The organism is Ruminiclostridium papyrosolvens DSM 2782 (assembly GCF_029318685.1).
GTDB lineage: Bacteria > Bacillota > Clostridia > Acetivibrionales > DSM-1351 > Ruminiclostridium > Ruminiclostridium papyrosolvens.
Window position 1 is genome coordinate 869,926 of record NZ_CP119677.1, and the last position, 23,839, is coordinate 893,764.

The following is a 23,839-nucleotide window of genomic DNA, read 5'->3' on the forward strand; positions in this document are numbered from 1 at the left end:
CGTATGTGTTGACTTTTAGTACATCATAATTATACAATTACAATTAGAATGTCTTATAGAATGTTATAAAACCATAATATCAAATGGGGGGGAATTAGGATGTTTAAAATAGTTAAAAAACAAGTGTTGAATCCTCAAGTAGTTTTAATGTCAATAGACGCACCATTAATAGCGAAGAAGGCTGAGCCGGGACAATTTATCATTTTTAGAATAGCTGAAGGGGGAGAAAGAATACCCCTTACTATAGCTGATTATGACAGGGAAGTCGGTACTGTTACGATTATATATCAGATAGTCGGTAAGACCACAAGAGAACTGTCTGAAATGAACGAGGGAGATAGTCTTTTGGATTTTGTAGGGCCTCTGGGAGTTGCATCACATCTTGACGGCTATAAAAAGGTTGCTGTTATCGGAGGAGGTCTTGGAAGTGCCATAGCCTATCCGCAAGCCAAAAAGCTTCACAGCCTTGGGGCAGAAGTTCATGCAATTACAGGTTTTAGAAATAAAGACCTTATTATTCTTGAAGAAGAAATGGAAAAGGTTAGCAACAAGCTGATTGTAGCAACAGATGACGGGTCAAATGGAAATAAAGGTTTTGTTACTAATGTTTTAAAACAACTCATTGATGAAGGAAACAAATATGATTTGGTTATTGCTATAGGGCCACTTGTAATGATGAAGGCTGTCAGCAACCTCACCAGAGAATATGGTATTAAGACATTGGTAAGCATGAACCCGGTAATGATAGACGGAACAGGCATGTGCGGAGGCTGCAGGCTCACGGTCGGCGGGAAGACAAAATTTGCTTGTGTAGACGGTCCTGATTTTGACGGACATGAAGTGGATTTTGATGAAGCAATGAGAAGACAGAATATGTACAAAAAACAGGAGAAAGAATCCACTGATATTCATGTATGCAGACTTGGGGGTGCAAAAAATGCCTAATATGTCATTAGCTAAGGTAAAAATGCCTGAGCAGGAGCCAGACATAAGAAACAAAAACTTTAAAGAGGTTGCACTGGGTTATGATGAGAAGATGGCTATTGAAGAAGCACAGAGATGCCTCAACTGCAAACACAAGCCATGTGTATCAGGCTGTCCGGTTAATGTAAAGATACCTGAGTTTATACAGCTTGTAGCAGAAGGAAAATTTGAAGATGCTTATAATAAAATAAGAGAAACAAACAGCCTGCCTGCTGTCTGCGGAAGAGTTTGTCCACAGGAGTCCCAATGTGAAATGTTGTGTGTAAGAACTAAAAAGGGTGAATCTGTTGGAATAGGCAGACTTGAAAGGTTTGTAGCAGATTGGTATATGCAGAATGTAAAGGCTTCCGTTAACAAGCCTGAAAGTAATGGTATAAAGGTGGCTGTTGTTGGTTCCGGTCCTGCTGGACTTACCTGTGCAGGAGACCTTGCAAAAATGGGATACGAAGTAACTATTTTTGAGGCATTCCACGTTCCCGGAGGAGTTCTTATGTATGGAATACCTGAGTTCCGTCTTCCGAAGACTTTGGTTCAGCAGGAAATCCAGACAGTTAAAGACCTGGGAGTTGATGTACAGACAAATATGGTAATAGGTAGGGTACTTTCAGTTGATGATTTGAAAGCAGAAGGCTATAAGGCAATATTTATTGGTTCCGGTGCCGGTCTGCCAAGCTTTATGGGGATTCCCGGAGAAAATTACAACGGAGTGTACTCCGCTAATGAGTTTTTAACAAGAATAAACCTTATGGGTGCATATAAATTCCCAAGTACAGATACCCCGGTATTTGTGGGAAAAAATGTTGCGGTAGTAGGCGGAGGTAATGTTGCTATGGATGCTGCCAGAAGCGCAAAGCGTCTGGGCGCGGAGAATGTTTACATTATATACAGACGTTCAGAAGCTGAAATGCCTGCAAGACTTGAAGAGGTACACCATGCAAAAGAAGAAGGAATAATTTTCAAGGTATTGACCAATCCCAAACAGGTTCTTGGAACAGAGGACGGCTGGGTTAAAGGTATGGAATGTGTGGAAATGGAGCTTGGAGAACCTGACAAGTCAGGAAGAAGACGTCCTGTAGAAAAGAAAGGCTCAGAGCATGTGGTTGACCTTGAAACAGTAATCATTGCCATAGGACAATCTCCGAATCCACTTATATCATCTACTACTCCCGGACTTGACATACAATCTTGGGGCGGTATAATAGTTGAAGAAGAGACTGGTGCAACAAGTAAGAGTGGAGTTTATGCCGGTGGTGATGCTGTTACCGGTGCAGCTACTGTTATATTGGCAATGGGTGCCGGAAAAAAGGCAGCAGAGGCTATAGACAAATTTATCCGGCAGAACCAATAAGTCTTTTACAAACATTACAATATTTGTAGAGGAGATTGCAATGAAGACATGGGTTTTGTATCACAGTAAGGGTGGAAATACCAAGAAGATTGCAGATGTAATTGCAAACGAGTTGGAGGATGTATTGAAGTCAGAACAGATTCCTCCTGCATATCCGCCTGAAAACGTTGCCTTACTGTTTCTCGGTACAGGTGAATACGCAGGAAAGCCTGATTCAAAATTACTGGAATTTGTCAGAACTTTAAACAAAGACAGAGTTAAAAATGTAGCTGTATTCGGAACTAACGGTAAGGGTGTAGCAGGTTCAGCGATTGCTACAGTTAAATCCCTTTTAAATGAAAAGGGTATAAATGTAGTTGACGAATCCTTCTGCTGCAAAGGAAAGTTTTTTATATTTGCAAACAGAAAGAGTCCTGACTCAAATGACATAAATGCTGCAAAAGAATATGCAAAAAGAGTTTACAATAGCATTAAAGCATAGCAACCAAAGGCATAACAACTGTTAATTACAGCTGTTATGCCTTATCTTTTTTTCATTTTTTCAAGACACTTGTTAACATCAATGTTAACGGGAACCCAGGCACCGTCTTTTTGAATAAGTGTATTTATTAAGAAATCTGTACCATTGGCCAATTTTGCAAACTTGAACATGTATTTGTCTCCATTTACTCCGTCAACGACAATCTCCTTAGTAAAATCATTTTGCTGGGGCTGATACTGTTTTTTAATCAAACCGCACCAATTACCATATACAATTTCAACGTAAGACTCTGCATTATGTGACCAGCCGTGATATGGAGCACAGAAAAAATCCTCAGGAGTCAGTACGAAGGAATCAATATAATATCTGTTATTTGCGTTTACAAGTGAAATTTCAGCAAAATAATAGTTAAAACTGGTTCCCCCGGTATTTGTCCCTTCAAGAATCTCCAACTCCAGAAAATACTTGATTTCCTTTGGGTTTTCGGTTATTGCCGGAATTACTTTAATGAGGTTTATATGTCCTATACCCTGAAAGGAATCCAGATATTCATTGTAGGGCATTGATTTCTTATTATTTTCGGAAAGAAACCGGTAAGCTATGGGGTAGGGTTCTTTTGCAAAACCCACAGTGCCGCAACCTCCTGTTTTTTCATCTGTAAGGTTTGCAGCCTGTTGAAGGACACTGAAATAATTGACTATAGTTTTAACCGGAGTATCCATTATTTTCACGGGAACCGTTCCGTCCTTAAAGGTTTCTGAAAAGGTGCTAAAGTCAATAAAATTGTTATTAAGTGACTTTAATGAAGACGGTCTGAAATAAGTTTCATTGAAATTATTTCGTTTTTCTTTCATAATGGAAACTGTTTGTCTGGACAAAACCTCGTCAGTTTCTTTAATTTGAGCTAATTCCTTTACAGACCCTCCGATTATATTTGTTTTATGATTCTGATTATCCACTCTTATACAAATTGTAGTTATGGCAAGAATTATTAAGAACAATGACACTATAATTCCTGATTTGTATATATATTTCATAAAAACCCCCAAATGATTATTATTATAAATATATTCATAATACGTTTATACATTCTTTAAATTTACTTGTAACATCCTGTTCAAATTTTGTTAACAAAAATCTCACAGTAACTACACAGAGAATGGCTATTCTATAACCATGGATATAATATCCGAAAAAAACAATTGAAGGAGTGATTTTTGTTGAGTAATGCAAAAAAATTAATCGGACTGAGTTTAGGTCTGGCGGTTTTAATCAGTTCTGTGGGTTTTACTTTTGCTGCTAATTCCGAAAAATCATCAGATACAGCAAAGCCAAGACACCAGAATTCACAAATGTTTAAGGGAAAGGGATTTAAACAGACGACTGTTTTGGATAGTCTTGTAACGGCAGGAACAATAACTGCTGACCAACAAAAGGCAATTTGCGAGGCTCTCAGGCCTTCAAAAGACAATAAAAATACAATTAAAGAGAGCCTTGACACTCTGGTGAAGGCAGGAACCATAACACAGGCTCAGGAGGATGCAGTAATTAAAGTATTTGAAAATGCGAAGGCACAGTTACCTTCTGATAAAAAAGGTGATTTCAAGGGAAGAAATCAAAAGCATATCAGCGTACTGGATAAACTTGTAACGGCAGGTACAATAACCTCGGACCAACAAAAGGCAATTTGTGAGGCTCTCAGGCCTTCAAAAGACACTAAGAATACAATTAAAGAAAGCCTTGATAGTCTGGTGAAGGCAGGAACCATTACACAGGCACAGGAGGACGCAGTAGTAAAGGCATTTGATGATGCAAAAGCCAAAATGGAAGCAGAAAGAGAAAAGAGGCAAGAAGAACTTGCTGCAAAAAAAGGAATTACAGTAGATGAACTCAAATCGCAAATGGAGCAAGGAAGAAAAGCTTTCAAAAAGCAAATCTGATTACTTGTGTATAAAAAACCCTGTTTCTTTTTAAAGGAGCAGGGTTTTTTGTGCTTGAAAATATGTATTATATATGTAAAAATTACTATTAATAATTAAAGTAACGGTATTGATTTTATAAATAAAGGTAATTATTCTAATAAACATATTAAACAGAGAGGATAAAAAAATGAGACTGATAACTGCAGGTTTTGCACTACTTACATATGCTTTTCTGAATTACTACATCGGTCTGAGAGGACTAAAATCCATAAATACAAAGGTTCCGGTAAATAAGTATGCATATTGGGTTATTATTGCCGTTCTTGCATCTGCGTATTTTGTGGGTATGATAGGAGGCAAGTATTTTCCGGACAGCTTAGTACGTACAATTAATGCGGTGGGAGGCTATTGGCTGGCTGCATTTGTGTATCTTGTAGGGATTGTTGTCTTAATGGATGTTTTCAGAATTCTTGGGAAAAAGCTGAATATTCTTCCGGCTTTCCTAAAAGACAGAACCTGGCTTGTGGCAGCAGCGGTAGTTTTATTTGTAGGAACTGTACTTGCAGTTGGAACGTATAATGCAGTTGTACCGAGGATTGTTTCATATAGTGTTAATATTAATAAAAAAGCAGGGGATATGGAAAAGCTGAAATGTGCCATGATTTCAGACGTACATCTGGGAGATACTATAGGCAGAGAAAGACTTCGTACGGCGGTTGAGAAGATTAATTCACTGAACCCTGATATAGCTGTTATAACAGGTGATTTAATTGACAGAGAAATAGAGCCTGTGAAAAGGGCAAACATGCTGGAGGAACTAAAAGGTATAAAGACCAGATTCGGTGCTTATGTCATAATGGGAAATCATGAATACTATTCAAATGATGTTGAAGAGATAAACAAAATGTATGAGGACAGTGGTCTGGTTGTCCTAAGAGATAAATACGTTAAGATTAACAACAGCTTTTATCTGGTAGGACGTGAGGATTATATGGCTGATAAAAGCGGTTCACATAGAGAGAAACTTAGCAACCTTTTGGAAGGTGTAGATAAAAGCCTGCCTGTTATAGTTCTTGACCATCAGCCCAAATCCCTGTCGGAAGCAAGGACGGAAGGTGTGGATTTACAGCTTTCAGGCCATACACATGGAGGACAGTTCTTTCCCATTAGCCTTGTAACGGGCAGCATTTTTGAAGAGGATAACGGCTACCTTAAAGATGGTAAATTCAATCTTATAGTATCCTGCGGATACGGAACGTGGGGCCCCACAGTCCGTATCGGAAGCAGGTCAGAAGTTCTGGATATAACTATTAATTTTCCTTATTCTTCTTGAAACTGAATTTTGCTGGTTTTTGAGGTTTTTCAGGTTCATCAGGCATGTCGCTGTTGAGAGCTTCTGCATATTTTGGGTAGTACATTTCAATTATATTTTTAATTGTAATCTTGATTGCTGAATACAGAGGGATAACTATTATTAAACCTACAAATCCAAATATAGGCAGTATACCCATTAACAGGAGAATGACTGTAAGTGGATGGATATCCATACTTTTTTTCATAACCTGAGGTGAAATAAGATTATTATCTATCTGCTGAACTATAGTCATTACTAAAAATATTTTTACTGCCATGAAAGGGTTATCTGCCAGTGACAGAAGTATGGCAGGGACAATTCCAATCCATGGTCCGAAGAAGGGAATAATACACGTTATCATAGCAAATATTGCCAGTAACAGGGAGTATTTCAAACCTATAATCAGATAGCCGATGTACATGAGAAGCCCTATAAAGAAAGCTACCAGAAGCTGGCCTGCAATATAATTTGAAAGAACAAAATCTATATCAGTTAAAATCTTTCTCATATTGTCTTTTTGGGAAGCAGGTAAAAATCTGACTACACTTGGCATGAACTTGTTTCCGTCTTTTAAGAAATAAAACAGAATAATCGGCAAAATAATAATTACTGAACCGATATTTGTAATCGCCCCTATAAAGCTTAGTGTATTCTTTCCTACGCTCTTGGCAAGACTTTGCAGAAAATTGGAGACTTTGTCTGCTATGTCAGAGGTCTGAAAATTTGAATCATTAAAATAACTCAACAAATTGCTTGAAAGAAGATTATTTACAGTATTTTCAGCCTGTTTATACAAGACCGGCAGACTCTTTGCAAAGTCGTCAAACTGAGATTTAATAATTGACCCGGTATAAGAACTTAACAATATCAAAGCAGAGAGAACAATAACAAAAGCAAGGACTATTGCTAATATGTGAGGAACCCTGGCTTTTTCAAGCATTGAAACTATTGGGCGAAGGATATAGTATAGCAAGCCTCCGAAAAGTATTGGGAAGATTATTGAGTAAACAAAGCTCCTGAAGGGTGATAAAAAGAAATTTATCTTCCCGAACATATATATAATTACTAAAGTAAGGAGCAGATAACAACCGTATCTGAAAATCTTGCTCTTTAATAAACTGCCGTTATTGTTCAAATCCATAAATTGTACCTCATAAAATATAGTTTTATAGCCTGTCACAGCTACATAAATTATAAAATTAAATATATTATTATTCAACTAAAATATATTATTATACGGACTTAATTTTGGATATCTCCTCCAAAGCACATTATGGTATCACAGATTAAATATGAAAATATGTGATTAAACAAATTTTTACCAGTTTATAATCAAACATATTATTAAACAATAACTATGGGAAGTAATTATTTTGGAGGTTACTAAATGGCGTTCTCAGGCAGAACCGCAAGGTATCTGAAGTACATTCTTATAGGCATAGCCGCAGGAGTGGCAAACGGTCTTTTCGGCTCGGGAGGTGGAACGATAGCCGTTCCTGCAATGGTGTTTCTGTTGGAGGAGGATGAACACAAGGCACATGCTACCGCATTGCTTATTATTCTGCCATTAACCCTAGTGAGCACTTATTTTTACTTGTCTCATAATTATGTAAACTGGAATATAACATGGAAGGCAATGACGGGAGGTGTTATGGGAGGAGCGATAGGGGCTTTTCTTCTGAACAAATGTCCTTCAAAAATTCTTCGTAAGATATTCGGAATATTTATGATACTTGCAGCTATAAGAATGATTTTTTAGGGAAATAAGAAAATCGGAGGGTGCGTATGATAGTTGTTTTAATAGGTCTGGCAGCAGGAATAATAAGCGGTATGGGAATTGGCGGAGGAGCAATCCTTATACCTGCACTTGTAATTTTCGTTAAACCTGAGCAGCACGTAGCGCAAAGTGTAAACCTGCTTTTTTTCATTCCTACAGCTATTGTTGCACTGGTAATACATATTAAAAATAAAAATGTCAACTTCAGAATGGGAATACCGATAGTGATTTCAGGACTTGGGGGAGCAGTGCTGGGCTCTAAGCTTGCACTTGCCATGAACGGAGGGACTTTAAAGCATATATTTGGAATTTTTTTACTTCTGATGGGGTTATATGAGATATTTGGAAAGGGTAAAGTTAAAAAGTTGAACAAGGCTTGATTATATGTAAACGCCTTATAAGATATGATATAATTATGTGAAAATCTAGAAAAGGTGGGTAAAATATATGGAGCTTGGAGATATTGGACTAATCGTACATAAAATAAAAGAAAACGTTTCAAAAGTAATCGTAGGTAAAGAAGACATAATAGATTTGTCATTAATTTGCATAATTACTGGTGGGCATATGCTTTTAGAGGATGTTCCCGGAACAGGGAAAACGGTTTTTGCAAGAGCATTGGCCGCCTCTCTCGATTGCAGCTTCAGACGTATTCAGTTCACACCTGACCTTTTGCCGTCAGATGTTACAGGTATAAATTTTTATAGCCAGAAGGAAAGTAATTTTACTTTCAGACCCGGTCCGGTATTTTCAAATATTGTGCTTGCCGATGAAATAAATCGCGCCACTCCCCGTACTCAGTCCTCAATGCTGGAATGTATGGAGGAAAAACAGGTGACAATCGACGGTGAGACCAGAAAACTTGCTGCTCCGTTTTTCGTTATAGCTACACAGAATCCCGTAGAAATTCAAGGAACATTTCCTTTGCCGGAAGCCCAGTTGGACAGGTTTTTGATTAAAACCTCAATGGGGTATCCCGATACCAAGTCTTCAATAGATATTCTCAAAAGGTTTAAGGAAAGCAACCCTCTTGGGGAACTGATGTCAGTTGTCACCGCTGCCGAAATATGCGGGGCATCTGAAATATACTCAAAAGTAAAGGTTTCAGAGGATATAATGGAGTACATAATTAATATTGCAGAGGCTACAAGAAAGCATTCAGGGGTTCATCTGGGGGTCAGTCCAAGAGGTACACTGTCTCTTATGAAAGCCTCGCAGGTTCATGCTCTGCTTAAAAACCGTACATATGTTATACCCGACGATATTAAGGCAATGGCAGTTCCTGTTCTTGCTCACAGAATAATACCAAAAGGCCTTTCAGCTGATAATAGTAATCCCGGCGAGAAAATTATCAATAATATTTTAGAGCAGACAGCGGTTCCGCTTGAATAGGAGGAAGTATGTTATTTTTGCAGATTGCACTTGCTCTGCCGCTGCTGATTCTCATTGAAACTATTCTTTTCAGGCGTTTTTTGCTTAAAGGAGTTGTTTACCGTAGAACTATATCAAAGACCTCAGTTTTTGAGGGTGAAAAAATATCAATGATTGAGGACATAGAAAACAATAGCTTCCTGCCAATAGCATGGATGAAAGCGGAGTCCCGCATAAGCCCAAACCTTGAGTTCAGTGCTATTAAAAATATGCAGGTCTCTCAGGGCGGCTATCATAGAAGTGTTTTTTCCATAATGCCTTTTTATCGGCTGAAAAGAACACATACGGTTACCTGTCTGAAAAGAGGGGAATACAATGTTGGAAATGTGACGTTAACAGCCGGTGACGTTCTTGGCTTTGTTACAAAGATATTATCATATGACAATGAGGTCAGACTTCTTGTCTATCCAAGTCCTCTTTCTGAAAACAGAATGGTTCAGTGTTACCGCTCGCTACAAGGAGATGCGGTTGTACGGAGGTTCATAAACCCGGACCCCTTTCTGGTAGCAGGAGTGAGGGAGTATCAGGCGGGAGACCCTGTTTCATCCATCAGTTGGAAGTCAACGGCAAGAACTAATTCGCTTCAGGTATATAAGTATGACTATTCGGCAGATACAAAGCTCTTGATTCTGTTTAATATTGACTCCAGCAGCAGTCAGGATAGTTATCCAAATGAAAGAGAATGTGAAAAAATAGAGCTGGGTATTCACTTCTGCGCTTCAATAGTAGATAAGACAATTAAACAGGGTATAGCTACAGGATTTTGCTGTAACGGACACTTCAGAGACCAGAAAGAAATTGTCAATATTCCTTCGCGTTGCAGCCAGATTCAGCTATTTACTATTTTTGAAGCTATGGCGAAACTGCAACTTCACAGAGTGCTATCCTTTTATACAATGATAAAAAACATAAAAAACAGTATTCCTAAGGATACAGATATACTTATTGTTTCTCTTTACAATGACGAAAAGATTCAGGAACAGGTTCATGAACTTAAGCGTTCAGGACACGACGTTGAGACCTGGATTATTTCTGAAAGCGAGGTGGAATAATGTCGAAATTGTTTTTGCTCTCTAATATATTACAAGGTTTTGCCTTGATGCCCTTTAATTTTTTTATTATGCAGCTTGTACTTCCGGCGGACACCGCCCTTATTTTATCAGTTCTCCTGGTGGTTATTACCTTTGTGGCAACACTGATATGCAGCTTGAATATAAAAGCCTATTTGTATAACCCTGTATCCTTGGCTGTATCAATTCTCATAGCAGTTGTCGGTACAGGGACTGACCTTGGCAGACTAATTGTGACCATAATGTGCATGTTTGTTTTTCTCAGTACATGGTACAGTATAAAAAATGAAAACGATTTCTCTATGCAGACCGCCGTATTTGCACTTATCATAAATGTGGTGTATGGGGTAATAAACAAGGTTGCAGCTATGAGTGACAGTGTACTATATGGAAATGCAGCTATATGCATTTCGGTTATCTCTGCCGTTATACTTCTGATAGTAAGACAGGTAGATGACTCCAGAAGCTTTGGAAGAGCAGCCATGGATATAAGCAGAACCCAACGAAAGAATAACAGGATATTCGGCGGAGTAATACTTTTGGTACTTATCTTAATGGGTACGTTGGGACGGGTATCTGAAATTTACAAATTCGTACTAAGCTTAATAGCAAAAATATTTAGTTTTTTAGGTATGCTCCTAAGTCCCGGAGCAACACATGCCGAAGAAAGGCAAATGCAGCAATTTCCCGAGGCAAAAGCATCCTCAAGCCTCTTTGAGCAAATACTAAAGATAGTACTTGACGTATTGGCGATAATTCTCATAGTAGTGTTTACAGTCTACCTTTTGTACACAATAACTAAATTGATAACAAAGTTAATACGCAGTATCGCCGGATGGCTTGCAAACAGAGAAGCGACAGCCATAATAATAAATGAAAACGGACTCATTGATGAAAAGCAGAGTCTTTACGGTAAAAATCTAAAGAAAATCACTAACAGATTTCTTGACAGGGCGAAAGGATTATTCAGCAGAGAAGTACCTTATAACAAATTACCTGATGGGAAAGCTAAAATAAGAAGACTGTTCAGAAACTTTGTTGATAAATCAATAGGGATTGGGGTTGCCGTAAAAAAATCTTCAACTGCAGAGGAGATTTCAAAAGGTGCTTCGGATACAGTGCCAACTGAAACAGGGATTAACAGTTTAATGTCTAAAAACTATAATGCAGTACGTTATGGTGAGATGGAGCCATCTCCAAAAGATTTGGAGACTTTGGAAAAAAAGTTTAATATATAGGTATTCGTTGACAAAAAACTATAAATAATATATAGTGGTTTTATATAGAACCACTATTTTTTATGAAGAGAGATGTTGCAGGTGGATATTATAGACGCTTTAATGCAGGCGGGTTTCACCAGACACGAGTCTGTTTTGTATGTTACTCTCTGCAGGGAAGGTGAGCTTACCGGATATGAAGCCTCCAAGCTCACAGGAATTCCACGGTCAAATGCGTATCTTGGCCTTGCCGGCTTGTGCGACAAGGGCGGTGCTTACAAAATAAGCAGTGAAACGGCTCAATATGGTGCGTTGCCTGTAAATGAGCTTGTGGAAAATCTCAAGAGAAGGTTTTCGCAAATCATACAGGTAATAGAAGAGATTCCAAAGGTCAATATACCAAAGGATACCTTTGTAACAATTAACGGTGCCCAGCAGATAGTTAATAAGATGAAGAACCTGATAAATGAAGCCCAATACAGGATATATATATCCATAGCCAGAAACCAACTGGAGCTTGTTCACAAGGAACTTATCTATGCTAAGGAGAGGGGACTCAAAGTAGTTCTGATAACCTCTGATTGTAACGGTATGGAAGGTTTTACCTGTTACAGGTCTCAAAAGAAACCCGGAAGCGTCAGGCTTATTACGGATTCCTCCAATGTTCTGACGGGACATATAAGTGAGTTTGATGCTACAGGATTATTTTCAATGAATAAAAATATGGTTGATGTTATAAAAGATTCTTTAACAAACGAAATCAAACTGATAAATATAAAAAATAATCAGAATTGAAATATAACCTATATAACAAAAGAGGTTTATTAATATTCAAACTAAATTAAGAGAGGTGTACATTATGACAGAATACTATTCAACAAAAACGAACTTTTTCGGTAATTCAAATCCGGAAAAGTTAATAAAGGAATATGGGAGTCCCTTATATGTCTACAATGAAAAAATATTAAGACAAAAATGCAGAGATATGAAGAATCTTGTGGATTACAAAAACTTCATTCCCAACTACTCCATAAAAGCAAATTCAAACCTTACTGTTCTGAAAATCGTGAAGGAAGAAGGACTCAGAGCTGATGCAATGTCTGCAGGAGAAATCCAGCTTTTGCTTCACGCAGGGTTTAAGCCTGAAAATCTGTTTTTTGTTCCAAACAACGTATCGGAAGCAGAACTAAAGTATGCAGTTGAAAATGGTGTACTGGTAAGTGTGGATTCACTTTCACAGCTTGAAATTCTGGGTAAAATCAATCAGGGAGGAAAGGCTGCTGTAAGGTTTAATCCGGGAGTTGGAGCAGGACACCATGAAAAGGTTGTAACAGCCGGAAAGAAAACAAAATTTGGAGTAAACATTGATTGTGTGAATGAAGTTAAGGCAATTGCTAAAAAGTATAATATGAAAATATGCGGTGTAAACCAACACATAGGCTCATTGTTTATGGAAGGTGATTCATATATCGAAGGTGTAAAATCCTTACTTGCAGTAGCAGAACAATTTGAAGATATAGATTTCGTAGATATGGGCGGCGGTTTCGGAATACCTTATAAAAAGCAGGAAGGCCAAGAACCCCTTGATTTGGCAAGCTTCAAGGAAAAGCTTACACAGGTTCTGGAACAGTGGACTGACAAATATGGAAAGAAGATTCTGTTCAAAACTGAGCCCGGCCGCTATATAGTTGCAGAAAGCGGAGTATTACTGGGTAATGTTTATGCCACTAAGGCCAACTACGGGAACAAATATGTTGGAACCGACATAGGCTTCAATGTGTTGGCAAGACCTGTTATGTACGATTCACACCATGATATTGAAGTATACAGAAACGGAAATCCTTTAAATGACAGTGAAGTGGAGGAAGTAACTGTAGTAGGTAATATCTGCGAAAGCGGTGATATTATTGCAAAAAACAGAGAACTCCCTGTTATAAATCAAGGAGATATTCTTGGGATAATGGATGCGGGTGCCTACGGTTTTGCAATGAGTTCAAACTACAATATGAGACTAAGACCTGCAGAAGTTCTTATCAAGGAAGACGGCGAGCCTGTGCTGATAAGACGCAGGGATACTTTTGAGGACTTGATAGCAAACTTCAATATATAATGAGAATTGCAAGCTATGATAGAAAAGAGGATTAATGATGAATAAGGTAAAAATAGGCATTATAGGATACGGTAATATCGGTAAGGGCGTTGAAGCGGCAATAAGACAGAGCAGTGATACAGAATTGGTTGCCGTATTTACCAGAAGAAATCCTGAAAGTGTAGTTTTGAAGACTCCCGGAGTAAAAGTTGTAGAGATTAAAGATGCTGAAAAATATAAAAATGATATAGATGTAATGATTCTTTGCGGGGGTTCAGCAACGGACCTTCCTGAACAAGGGCCTGAATTTGCGGCTATGTTCAATATTGTTGACAGCTTTGATACACATGCAAAGATTCCTGAGTATTTCGCAACGGTAAATAAGGCTGCCATGGCTGCAAATAAAACCTCTGTTATATCAGTTGGATGGGACCCAGGATTATTCTCAATGATAAGAATGTTATCAGGTGCAATTCTGCCCGAAGGCAACGATTATACATTTTGGGGTAAAGGGGTAAGCCAGGGACATTCTGATGCAATCAGAAGAGTAACAGGAGTAAAGAATGCCATTCAGTATACTATTCCTATAGATGATGCCGTTGAAAGTGTAAGAAACGGTAAAAACCCTGAACTGTCCACTAGGCAGAAGCATTTGAGAGAGTGTTTTGTCGTAGCAGAAGAAGGTGCAGATAAGGCTAAAATTGAAGCTGACATAAAGAATATGCCTAATTATTTTGCAGACTATGACACAATAGTACATTTTGTAAGTGAAGATGAGCTTAAAAGCAATCATTCCAGAATGCCACATGGTGGATTTGTATTCAGAAGCGGTAAGACAGGTATAGATACGGTTAACAACCACATTATAGAATTTTCACTCAAACTGGACAGCAATCCTGAATTTACTGCAAATGTATTGGTTGCCTATGCAAGGGCGGCTGTACGCATGAATAGAGAAGGCTGCCATGGAGCAAAGACGGTATTTGACGTACCACTGTCATACTTGTCTGCAAAGAGCCATGCTGAACTTATAAAGGGACTTTTATAATCGAATTTAGAACCAAAACTCATTATTTGCCATAGTATGTAGTATTATTTTTATGTCTGCAGCTATGCGGGTAGGAGGTATTAATGAGTGGTTCGGCATTAGACAATGTGACTTGGAAAGGCAACAGCAGAAAGATGTATAAAGCAGTAATGTCTGCAGTTCCTTCAATTTTCAGGTCCACTATAAAGCGTGAGATTGAGAGTTGGGTTGTGGAGCACAAAGTTAAAGTTGTTACTGAAGATTTGCTTTTAAAAATGTTTCACGAAAAAGCTCCAAAGGGCTATAAACAAAAGCTTGGCCCGAAACTTGAAGCAATGAAAACAACCCGTGAAGAAACACGGGGCGAATCAGAAGAAGAAGTTATTGATTCAGAAGAATAATAATTTAATTAAAAAATGGCAGGTACAACACACTCGTGAGTGTAAGTTGTATCTGCCATTTTTTGTCGTATAATGGAAAAATTAGCCACCATATACAACATAAAGGAGGTATATAGCTACATAATTTATAGATTTTAGTGAGATTATTGATTAACTATTAAAAGCTTGATATTATACCAGTAATAGACAATAGAGGAGGTGACATTTTAGTAAAAAAGGGTTTTATTGTTGTTCTTGTAATACTAATGACAGTGGTATTCAATTCAGGTATTTCATCAGTTGACGTAATTGTATTGGTCACAATGACGGTGACACTGGTGCGAAAACAGATAACGGAAGTACGTGTCAAAATTGGAGATTAGTTAATATGGACGGAGGATATTGTTAAATAGTTAACACGGGAAGAGAATAAGCTTCTGGCGTTAAGTGTATCAACAGCAAACGGGGTGATGTTACCCAATGGACTGATAATGGAGGTAAAAATCAGGAGTGGTCTCTTGTTGCTCAAGCAACAGGAAATATAACATATACACTGGTCAGAGAAAAAAATCCTAAAACTGTATATTACAACACATCAGTCTCCATATACTATGTAAACACAACATGGTGACAAACAGCATTTTTGGCCCTTTGGACTGAACTATTACAGCGAGGTAAAGACTGACGTAGATTACATAAATCATTGCAGAATTGTAAACCAGTTTAAAAAAGATGGAGTATAATTTATTATTTATGGGAGGTACTACAATTGATAAAAAATATTAATTTGGTAAAACGTATTTGTCTTATGGTTCTAGTTGCAGCAATTCTAAGCTTGAGCTTTCAGGTAAATCTATATGCAGCAGATGAGAAAGCACCGCAGATGGGAAGCTATCCTATTGAAGGCCAAATACAAGCCGCAGGTACAAATAAAGCTGAGGTAATCGTTAAGGCTGACAAATCGGGTATGGTATACTACATAGTTAGCAAATTCGTTAAAAATCCTACTGTGGAACAGATAATGGCAGGAAAGGACGGCAACGGCGCTAAGGCTTGTGCTTCAGGAACTACTGCGATAACAGCTAACGAAGAAAAGAGTATTTTAGTAGACTATCTTCCCGATTACTCTACTACATATGATTTATGGTTAGTAGCAGTGGATTCAATCGGCAATATATCTGCTCCACGCAGGACAGATATAAAAACACCGGGTGCAATTGCCGGTAATGAAGCGAAATTAGTCTACATGTCTACTATAAAGGGTAAAACAATAGGTTACTATAATATTGGAACTCCGTCTACAAAAATAGCAGGTGTAACTGCCGGCTCTATAGATTTAACACTGGCTCAGGCAATTGATGAGACCAATGCATGGCCTTACACTACATCTATTAGAGCAACATATGCAAAAGCTCCTGTTAAAGTGGTAAAGTATGCTGAAGGAGCATCAACGGCAAATTTTGAGACCGACACTGCATATGCAAATGAACCCATAATAAACAATGACTTTTTTATAATTAAGGTTACCTCAGAGGATGGCTCAAAAGTAAGCTACTACAAAATTATGGTAAAGTCACCGTTATTAACTTACAAACTGCCACAGGTGACCAATGTGACATTGGATGAGACAGGTACAGCTAAGTGGGATGATTTGGAGAACGAGTCAGGCTATGTTGTACAGTTATACAGTGAATGCGGAGATTTAGGTTCACCTGTAAGTTTACCTGCAGGCACAACCTCTTACAACTTTTTACAGGATATGAGAGCCAGAGGTGAAGGCAGCTATAACGTAATTGTAATGGGAAAAGGAGACGGCGTATTTTATACAGATGGACCTTGGTCTGTTCATTCAGCAGAACAGTCTGTAATTCGTCTCTCAACAGTAACTGAAGGTCTCAAGTGGGACGGAGATGTAGCGAAGTGGAACCAAGTACCAAATGCCGTTAGTTATACCGTACAGGCATACAAGGATGGAAAGGCATGGATAGTGCCTGTAACAGTCTCTGCTGAAAAAGCATCAGCAGGAATTGATTTCGCTGCATCTATAGCTAATGCCGGAGTAGGTAAATATACATATACAGTAAAGGCAAATGGAAACAGCACACTTATTCTGGATGCAACGGCTGAATCACAGTTATCCAATGAAAACATAAAGTCAGCACCTGTAAGCAGCACAGTATTAAGTACTACATCAACAATAAAAGGTACTGCAATCAGCGACGTTGGAACTCCAAATGCTGATAAAAATCTGGTAACACCGGGTAGAGTAACCATAAGTGCAACCAAGGCACAAGATACTTCTAATGCAGGAGCATATATAACCTCCTTTAAGCTCAATGATCCAAAATCAAAAGTTAGAGTTGTAAAATATGCAAATGGAGCTTCAACTGCAAACTTTGCAAAGGATTATGCATATACTAACGCGACTATAAATAATAATGATTTCTTCCTGATTCAAGTAACAGCAAACGATAATTCAACATGTTACTACAAAATTATGGTGACTGTAGAAGGAACAATACCAAGCTTGGGCTACTATCCTATGGCCGGGCCTATACAGGCAGCGGGTACTAGGAACGCTGAGATGACAGTAAAATCAAATCAATCGGGAAAAGTGTACTATGTAGTTACCGGAAAAGCTGATTCATATGACCCGAATCCTACAAAGGAACAGGTATTGGCCGGTAAAAACGGAAAAGGCGTGAATGGATTTGCTTCAGGAAATGTTTCCGTAACCGCTAATGTAGAGGAGAGTATTATAATAAATAATCTTCCTTACTATTCCACAAGGTATAATGTATGGGCAGTAGCTGTTAATGAAGAAGGAAACATGTCAGCACCATACAGAGCAGAAGTAATAACACCCGGACAGACAGCAGGCAGTGAGGCCAAATTAGACTATATGTCCAAAATAAAAGGCAAAGCCATAGGTTACAGCAATGTTGGTACACCTGCGTCTACAATAGAAGGTGCAAAAGCTGGAACAATGTCCTTGGCTATCACGGCAGCACAAGATGAATCAAATATCGGAGCATATATTACATTGCTCAGAGGAACTTATTCAGAAGCAAACATAAGAGCTGTCAAGTATTCCGCAGGAGCTTCTACAAAAAACTTTGAAACAGATGAGGCATACACTAACACTACTATAGCAAACAATGACTTTTTTATTATAAAAGTTACCTCAGAGAATAAGAAAACAGTCAGCTACTACAAAATCATAGTAAAAGTAAATCCTTAATTAGTTTGGCAATGGGGTTGCAGTAAAACAGCTAGTTTTTTGATTTTGCTACAACCCCTGCTACTTTATTGAGATACCGGTTTCTTTTTGTTTTTTAGCAGAAGGGCTGCAACCAGTCCTATAACAGCAATAACACCTGCTGTTATGAACATATTTCTGTAGCCTGCACTTATTGCAGTCTGAAAAGTATTTTCAATAGTCGCTCTTGCGCTCTCAATTTTATTAAGATAATCCAGCTTCCAATCGCTGAAAATTTTGTCCAGATTAATTTGAGAAGCAGCTCCTTTTGGTGCGGCTGACATTGCTCCAAGTATTTTATCCTTGATTGTCGGTATTACTTTATCAAGCATGTTTGAAGAAAAATCTTTCAGAACATCTACAACATTGGTAACATCAGCTGATTTGAGCTTTTCTATGGCAGTACTTGAAATACCTCCGCCGTTTGTCATTTTTGACATATCAAAGTAGCCGGACACATATTGAGAACCGGGGAACGTAGGTGCGGAAGGTTCAGGCATTACTGCCATTACTTTACCCTGTACACTCTTACCTGCTTCTGCTATAAAGTTAATCATAATATTCGGTGAAACAGCTACTCCGATTGACCTTATTAAAGATAAGGTAGACAAGGCTGAAGCTGATTCTCTTTCACCCACAAATGACAGCATGAGGTAATTCAGTGGAGTACCCATGGTAAAGCCCATACCAAAACCCACAAAAATCAGTCCAATCATTATTGAAGCAAAGCTTGGGTGAGCAGTTGTAAAAAACGCCAGGAAGAAAGTTCCAAAAGCCGTACAAAGCATACCCAGAACGGTTACCAGTTTTGCAGAGTATTTATCAATGAATTTGCCTCCAAGAGGTGCACTGATTCCTGCAAAAACCGACATCAAGGTAACCAGATATCCTCCGTTTCCGGTTTTTATCTTTAGAATGTTTTCAGCAAATTGAGGGATGAAAACAACTGCCATAAGGCCAACCCCTGTTATAAAGCCCAAAATAAGAGTCAAAAGTATCTGACGCTCTTTAAAATATCTCAGGTTTAAAATGGGGTCGTCTGCTTTTGATTCTATAAGAATAAATAAAGGCAAACAAATAACAAATAAAATCAGGAAAGGATAAACATGTAAATCCTTTATACTCTCAGAAAAATTGAAGTAGTTCAGGTTAGTAAGAGCATACATAAGGCTTAAAATCATAATACTCAGTACCAGACTACCCTTTAAATCCATTCTCTTGTTATTTTCCCCAAGGTTCTCTTTAAGAGTGTAGCTTAATGCCAGAATCAACAAACATATAGGAAGGTTAATAAAGAATATCCATCCCCAATGGTCGACTCCTGCAATATCCAGAATGGAAGAACCCATAGTAGGGCCCAAAATTGTGGCGATGCCGTAAACTCCTCCTACAAAACCCAGTGCAGTTCCTCTTTTTTCGGGAGGGAAGCTGTTTCCTATAAAAGCATTTGCTATAGGCATGATTCCGCCTCCGCCAATAGCCTGAATAACTCTTGCTATAAGGAAGAATGTGAAATTGCCGTAAAAATTGGATATACCGCAGAGAAAGGAACCAACCGCAAAAATAACTATGCTGGTCAGATATACCTTCTTACGTCCGTATCTGTCAGATAACTTGCTGACAATGGGCATAGCAACTGCATATGCCAAAGTGTAAATAGTAACCATCCAGACACTTAAAGACTCACTGATGCCAAAGCTGTTTTTAATTACAGTTCTTGCCGGGGAGACAATACCGCTGTCTATAGCCCCCATAAAAATACCCAACAGAAAAATTGCCAATACAATAAATCTTTTTTTATTGTCATTATTAGTATTCATTTTTTTCTCCTTTTTTGAACAATGTTCATTTAATAATAAAAAATTTTTAAATATTCATATGACTATACAATTCATCAAATGAAATATACTTGGTTTTGCTCAGGTACATCAGGTTTGAGACAATAAATTGAGACAAACTGTGTGGTGTCAGCATTGATTTTATTGTCCCGTTATCTTTTTCAATATTTAAAATACCTTCAACTGAGATATAAAGGTCTTTCATATCATTGTTTCTTTCAGGACTGTAGCCTTTTTGCATTGAAATCTCGTAAAAAATGGAAAGGTACTTATCTACAAAGCTGTCAAGATAAATGTAAATCTCTCTGATTTTTTCCTTTAGAGGTAACTTTGAAAATTTAAGGCTTTCCGACAGTCCTATAATCTTTCTCCAGTCGTCCATAAAAATTTCATGAACAAACTTTTCTTTGTTTTCAAAGTAGTTGTAAAAAGTACCTATACCGATACCGCAGTTTTTGGCAATATCCCGTATGTTCAGTTCCTTGTAGCTCTTGTCAATAAGAGTTTCTCTGCCTTCTAATATTAAGTTTTCCTTTATATTTTCAATTATCTTTGGCACATAATCACCTTTATATGAACGATGTTCATATTATAACACCCTGCATAAAAAAATAAAAGTTTAAAATTGCACAAAAAAATGTTTATTAGTCCGGGTATAAATATTCTATTGCAGGAAAATCTTTTAATACATAGAATATGTGTAGTAGCAGAAAGGGGATGAGAACATAAGTGGAGCAAATAAATGAAATATACCCGGAAAAGCCCTGGGAGCTTAAACCCTGTAAATTAGAAGATTTGGAGAGTAAAACAAGGCTAAGAATGGGTAATGAATACTGGGAGAAAAACAAGGAAGATTTAATACAAAAGTGGAAGGAATCCGTAAGCATTGAAAGCAAAAGGATAAAACTGCTGCGTTTTCTCTCTGAGAAGGATAAAGTTACCTTAAATGAAATTTATGAGGCTATGGGAGAAAAAGATAAAAACGAAGTTCTTAAAATATTGGCAGTCATGAAATTTCAAAAACTTATAGAAGGTATTGATAACAGGTTAATTATGATTAATGACCTGGGAAAAGAATACCTGAAGAATTCTTAAAGAAGAGCCTAATGGTTCTTCTTTATTTTTTATGGTTAACGATAAATTTAGTTTATATAGTTGAATAACTTGATTTTAATTTTAAAATCATTTACAATATAAACATTAAATGGCAAATAATTCATTAGTTTGGCAAAAAAATAAAATATTATAAGATTTTCTAAAAAATGTAATTAAAAATGTCGAATAAATACTTTTTTTATTTTATTATAGTACAAAGCCAAATGTCTTTAGTTTTAGACATACCTTATAAGCATAAAAAAACTAGTACAAGCTAAGATATCATAGCTTTCAAAGCACAATAACAATAACTTTATATTAATTGCAATATGATGTATTAAAAATTATAAAGTTTCAAAAGAACACCAAAGATGGGAGGTTTGAAATAGTCTATTTAGGTTCGGTTTTTTGTACAGTATTTTAAACTTAATAAGGGGGGCGTATACTAAAAAATGAAAATGAAGTCAAAAATACATTTTATTTTTTCTGCACTAATTATATCTTATTTGATTGGGGCTATGGTGTTTCTTTACGTTTCAAATGGCATAGTGAACGATAACTTCAGCAGTCTCACGGATACTTTAAATAAAGATGCAAATCAAAAAGTAAGAGGTCAATTAGAAAATGTTACAAGTCAAATTAGTTTAAGTATAGAATCAATAGAAAATCAGGTTGATGAATCGATGCTCAATGCTGCGTATGCACTTCAAGAAATTGATTCTCAAAAAACACTTACCGACGGCGAGCTTGAAGTAATTTGCAAGAAACTGGGAATGAACGATTTGTACTTAACAGACCAAAATGGCATATTTATAGCTTCAACGGAAAAAGCCGCAAAAGGGTTATCGTTGTTTTCCATATGGGAAGGATATAAAGACCTTCTAAACGGGAAAGCGCAGGTATTACCATCTACTTTGAAAATTAAAGCAGAAACAGGACAAATTTTCAAATTTACTGCAATACCCAGAAGCGGAAATAAAGGCATTATTGAAACTGCATGTGATTCCAGTGTTGTAGAAAAGGCATTAAGTATGTATGTAGATAATAGCAACACCCACGGAATTAATTCGATTCAGGTAGTTGACAGTACCGGGATTGCTCTGACACAGAACCTTAAACAGGGAGTCAAGGCACAATGGACAAAAGGTGAAAAAGTAGAGAATAGTTATGTAAAGCGAGTATTCAAAGACGGAAAAGCCATAATTATCATTAACGACAAAAACGGTGATATTTATGCTCCTGTCAAATTCGGAAGCGAAATCAGATATGTAATGCATGTCAGACTGGACACCACAATCTATTATAGCAGTGTAAGCCTTGCAGAGAAAAGTCTGAAGTCAGCAGAAAAAAGTATAAACTCAAATCTTATACTTTATACAATTATTGCCTTCTGTGTACTTCTATTCTTCCTGTTAATAATTTTACAATACCTGAGATTTGTGATAAAATCCTTGAATAAATTTGCAAGTGTTTTAAAATCCATGGGTAAAAACAGAACAGATACACTTGAAACAGTGAATGTAAAAGAGGCTGAACTCAATGAAATTCAGGATGGCATAAATATTGTTACAAAGAGCTATGAAGAAATTATTAAAACCATTAAGACAAGTATCGGTAATATAGCAGGCTTACAGCAAGAATACAGTAAAAATATGAACCATGCATTTAATACGATAAAACAGATTTCTCAGTCTTCAGGAGAAATGGCAGCCAATAACGAAAAGGAAATGAAGCATGTAGACGAAATAACAAAGGTTATGGGAATCATGATTAATACCTTGAATAACGTAAATGCTGCTACACATTCTCTTAGAGATGTGTTCAACAAGACTCATAAGTATGTAAAGACCAGTGATGAGGGTCTTAGTAAAATAACGAATGCTATGGAAAGAGTTGAAACCGAGGTTATAAACGGTCACTCCAGTATAAAACAGCTGATTAACAGTTCAAACGAAATAAGCGGAATTCTTGGGTTCATTAACAGCGTGACCTCACAAACAAATCTGTTGGCTCTTAATGCAGCCATAGAGGCAGCAAGGGCAGGGGAGGCAGGAAGGGGCTTTGCGGTAGTTGCCGAGCAAATAAGAAAGCTGGCAAATGACAGCTCCGAAGCGACCAGCAGGATAGAGGAAATATTAGGGAACATTAAAAAGGACATACAATGCACTACCGAGGGTAATGATAAACAGATTATTGTTATAACAGACAGCAAGTCTGAGATTGACTCGGCAAAGATTGCACTAAAAGGACTGATTGATTTCACTATTAAGTCAGGAGAACAGGTTGAAGAGGTTACAAACAATGTTGAACTTCTCAGACAAAATGAGAAAACGGTGGAAGAAGTTATAGCAGTAGTTAATCAGGCTATTGAGTCTAATGCTGCAAACAGCGAAGAATTGCAGGCTACAATAGAAAGTCTTCTTGATTCTATGGAATATCTGTCAACCGCTCAAAAAAGTATAACAACTGAGTTGAAAACATTGGACAGGCTATAAAATAATAAAAACGTATCCGAAAAGGCTGTGAGTGAACCGAGGTTCGTCACAGCCTTTTTCGGCCTCTTCAAT

Annotated in this window: 21 protein-coding genes; 17 read left to right on the forward strand and 4 right to left on the reverse strand. The window is 37.4% G+C overall.

From position 1 onward, the window contains the following. Nucleotides 1–99: 99 nt before the first annotated feature. Genes P0092_RS03940 through P0092_RS03950 form a run of 3 tightly spaced genes read left to right on the forward strand, consistent with a single transcriptional unit; the run spans nt 100 to nt 2,813 of the window. Entirely contained in the window at nt 100–945 is an 846-nt protein-coding gene (locus P0092_RS03940; protein ID WP_004618733.1) for a sulfide/dihydroorotate dehydrogenase-like FAD/NAD-binding protein, read from the forward strand. Continuing rightward, nucleotides 938–2,332 (forward strand): NADPH-dependent glutamate synthase, encoded by a 1,395-nt coding sequence (gene gltA, locus P0092_RS03945; protein ID WP_004618731.1) that lies wholly within the window; start codon nt 938–940, stop codon nt 2,330–2,332. Before P0092_RS03940 ends, gltA begins: the two co-directional genes overlap by 8 nt. Nucleotides 2,333–2,372: 40 nt before the next feature. Beyond that, complete coding sequence (locus P0092_RS03950; RefSeq protein WP_004618729.1) at nt 2,373–2,813, forward strand: flavodoxin family protein; 441 nt, start codon at nt 2,373–2,375, stop codon at nt 2,811–2,813. 41 nt (nt 2,814–2,854) lie between these two features. On the opposite strand, the gene P0092_RS03955 is transcribed toward P0092_RS03950, so the two are convergent. Then, nucleotides 2,855–3,850, reverse strand: a complete 996-nt coding sequence (locus P0092_RS03955) for a hypothetical protein (protein ID WP_004618727.1) — start codon at nt 3,848–3,850, stop codon at nt 2,855–2,857. A gap of 183 nt (nt 3,851–4,033) precedes the next feature. On the opposite strand from P0092_RS03955, the gene P0092_RS03960 reads away from it, so the two are divergent. Continuing rightward, nucleotides 4,034–4,753 (forward strand): hypothetical protein, encoded by a 720-nt coding sequence (locus P0092_RS03960; protein WP_004618726.1) that lies wholly within the window; start codon nt 4,034–4,036, stop codon nt 4,751–4,753. A gap of 169 nt (nt 4,754–4,922) precedes the next feature. Beyond that, the gene (locus P0092_RS03965) at nt 4,923–6,068 is read left to right on the forward strand and encodes a metallophosphoesterase (RefSeq protein ID WP_004618724.1); all 1,146 of its coding nucleotides are present in this window, start codon (nt 4,923–4,925) and stop codon (nt 6,066–6,068) included. Here P0092_RS03965 and P0092_RS03970 read toward each other — a convergent pair. Then, entirely contained in the window at nt 6,046–7,230 is a 1,185-nt protein-coding gene (locus tag P0092_RS03970) for an AI-2E family transporter (protein WP_004618722.1), read from the reverse strand. The genes P0092_RS03965 and P0092_RS03970 overlap by 23 nt on opposite strands. 246 nt (nt 7,231–7,476) lie before the next feature. Here P0092_RS03970 and P0092_RS03975 point away from each other — a divergent pair, with 246 nt between their 5' ends. The 10 genes from P0092_RS03975 to P0092_RS04020 all read left to right on the forward strand — a co-directional run bounded on the left by P0092_RS03975 (nt 7,477) and on the right by P0092_RS04020 (nt 18,321). After that, the gene (locus tag P0092_RS03975; protein ID WP_004618721.1) at nt 7,477–7,848 is read left to right on the forward strand and encodes a sulfite exporter TauE/SafE family protein; all 372 of its coding nucleotides are present in this window, start codon (nt 7,477–7,479) and stop codon (nt 7,846–7,848) included. Nucleotides 7,849–7,874: 26 nt separating this feature from the next. Next, nucleotides 7,875–8,246 (forward strand): sulfite exporter TauE/SafE family protein, encoded by a 372-nt coding sequence (locus P0092_RS03980; protein WP_004618719.1) that lies wholly within the window; start codon nt 7,875–7,877, stop codon nt 8,244–8,246. 67 nt (nt 8,247–8,313) lie between these two features. Continuing rightward, nucleotides 8,314–9,258 (forward strand): AAA family ATPase, encoded by a 945-nt coding sequence (locus P0092_RS03985; protein WP_004618717.1) that lies wholly within the window; start codon nt 8,314–8,316, stop codon nt 9,256–9,258. Between the two features lie 8 nt (nt 9,259–9,266). After that, nucleotides 9,267–10,349, forward strand: a complete 1,083-nt coding sequence (locus tag P0092_RS03990; RefSeq protein WP_004618715.1) for a DUF58 domain-containing protein — start codon at nt 9,267–9,269, stop codon at nt 10,347–10,349. Further along, nucleotides 10,349–11,605 carry a hypothetical protein gene (locus P0092_RS03995; RefSeq protein WP_276187079.1) on the forward strand — a complete coding sequence of 419 codons (1,257 nt, stop codon included), beginning with the start codon at nt 10,349–10,351 and terminating at the stop codon, nt 11,603–11,605. Before P0092_RS03990 ends, P0092_RS03995 begins: the two co-directional genes overlap by 1 nt. A 72-nt stretch (nt 11,606–11,677) precedes the next feature. Next, nucleotides 11,678–12,379 carry a TrmB family transcriptional regulator gene (locus P0092_RS04000; RefSeq protein WP_242831751.1) on the forward strand — a complete coding sequence of 234 codons (702 nt, stop codon included), beginning with the start codon at nt 11,678–11,680 and terminating at the stop codon, nt 12,377–12,379. Between the two features lie 64 nt (nt 12,380–12,443). After that, nucleotides 12,444–13,694 carry a diaminopimelate decarboxylase gene (lysA, locus tag P0092_RS04005; protein ID WP_004618709.1) on the forward strand — a complete coding sequence of 417 codons (1,251 nt, stop codon included), beginning with the start codon at nt 12,444–12,446 and terminating at the stop codon, nt 13,692–13,694. A 37-nt stretch (nt 13,695–13,731) separates the two neighbouring features. Beyond that, a complete protein-coding gene (locus tag P0092_RS04010; RefSeq protein ID WP_004618707.1) occupies nt 13,732–14,721 on the forward strand; it encodes a diaminopimelate dehydrogenase in 990 nt (329 codons plus the stop codon). A gap of 83 nt (nt 14,722–14,804) precedes the next feature. Continuing rightward, on the forward strand, nt 14,805–15,101 hold the full coding sequence (locus P0092_RS04015) for a hypothetical protein (protein ID WP_004618704.1): 297 nt from the start codon (nt 14,805–14,807) through the stop codon (nt 15,099–15,101). Nucleotides 15,102–15,849: 748 nt separating this feature from the next. Further along, nucleotides 15,850–18,321 (forward strand): hypothetical protein, encoded by a 2,472-nt coding sequence (locus P0092_RS04020; RefSeq protein ID WP_004618702.1) that lies wholly within the window; start codon nt 15,850–15,852, stop codon nt 18,319–18,321. A 65-nt stretch (nt 18,322–18,386) separates the two neighbouring features. Here P0092_RS04020 and P0092_RS04025 read toward each other — a convergent pair whose 3' ends face one another. Further along, nucleotides 18,387–20,159 carry an MFS transporter gene (locus P0092_RS04025; RefSeq protein WP_004618700.1) on the reverse strand — a complete coding sequence of 591 codons (1,773 nt, stop codon included), beginning with the start codon at nt 20,157–20,159 and terminating at the stop codon, nt 18,387–18,389. Nucleotides 20,160–20,205: 46 nt separating this feature from the next. After that, nucleotides 20,206–20,736, reverse strand: coding sequence for a TetR/AcrR family transcriptional regulator (locus tag P0092_RS04030; protein WP_004618699.1), 531 nt, complete (start codon nt 20,734–20,736; stop codon nt 20,206–20,208). 170 nt (nt 20,737–20,906) lie between these two features. On the opposite strand from P0092_RS04030, the gene P0092_RS04035 reads away from it, so the two are divergent. Continuing rightward, entirely contained in the window at nt 20,907–21,272 is a 366-nt protein-coding gene (locus tag P0092_RS04035) for a hypothetical protein (RefSeq protein WP_004618697.1), read from the forward strand. 452 nt (nt 21,273–21,724) lie between these two features. After that, entirely contained in the window at nt 21,725–23,767 is a 2,043-nt protein-coding gene (locus P0092_RS04040; RefSeq protein ID WP_004618695.1) for a methyl-accepting chemotaxis protein, read from the forward strand. Nucleotides 23,768–23,839: the final 72 nt, after the last annotated feature.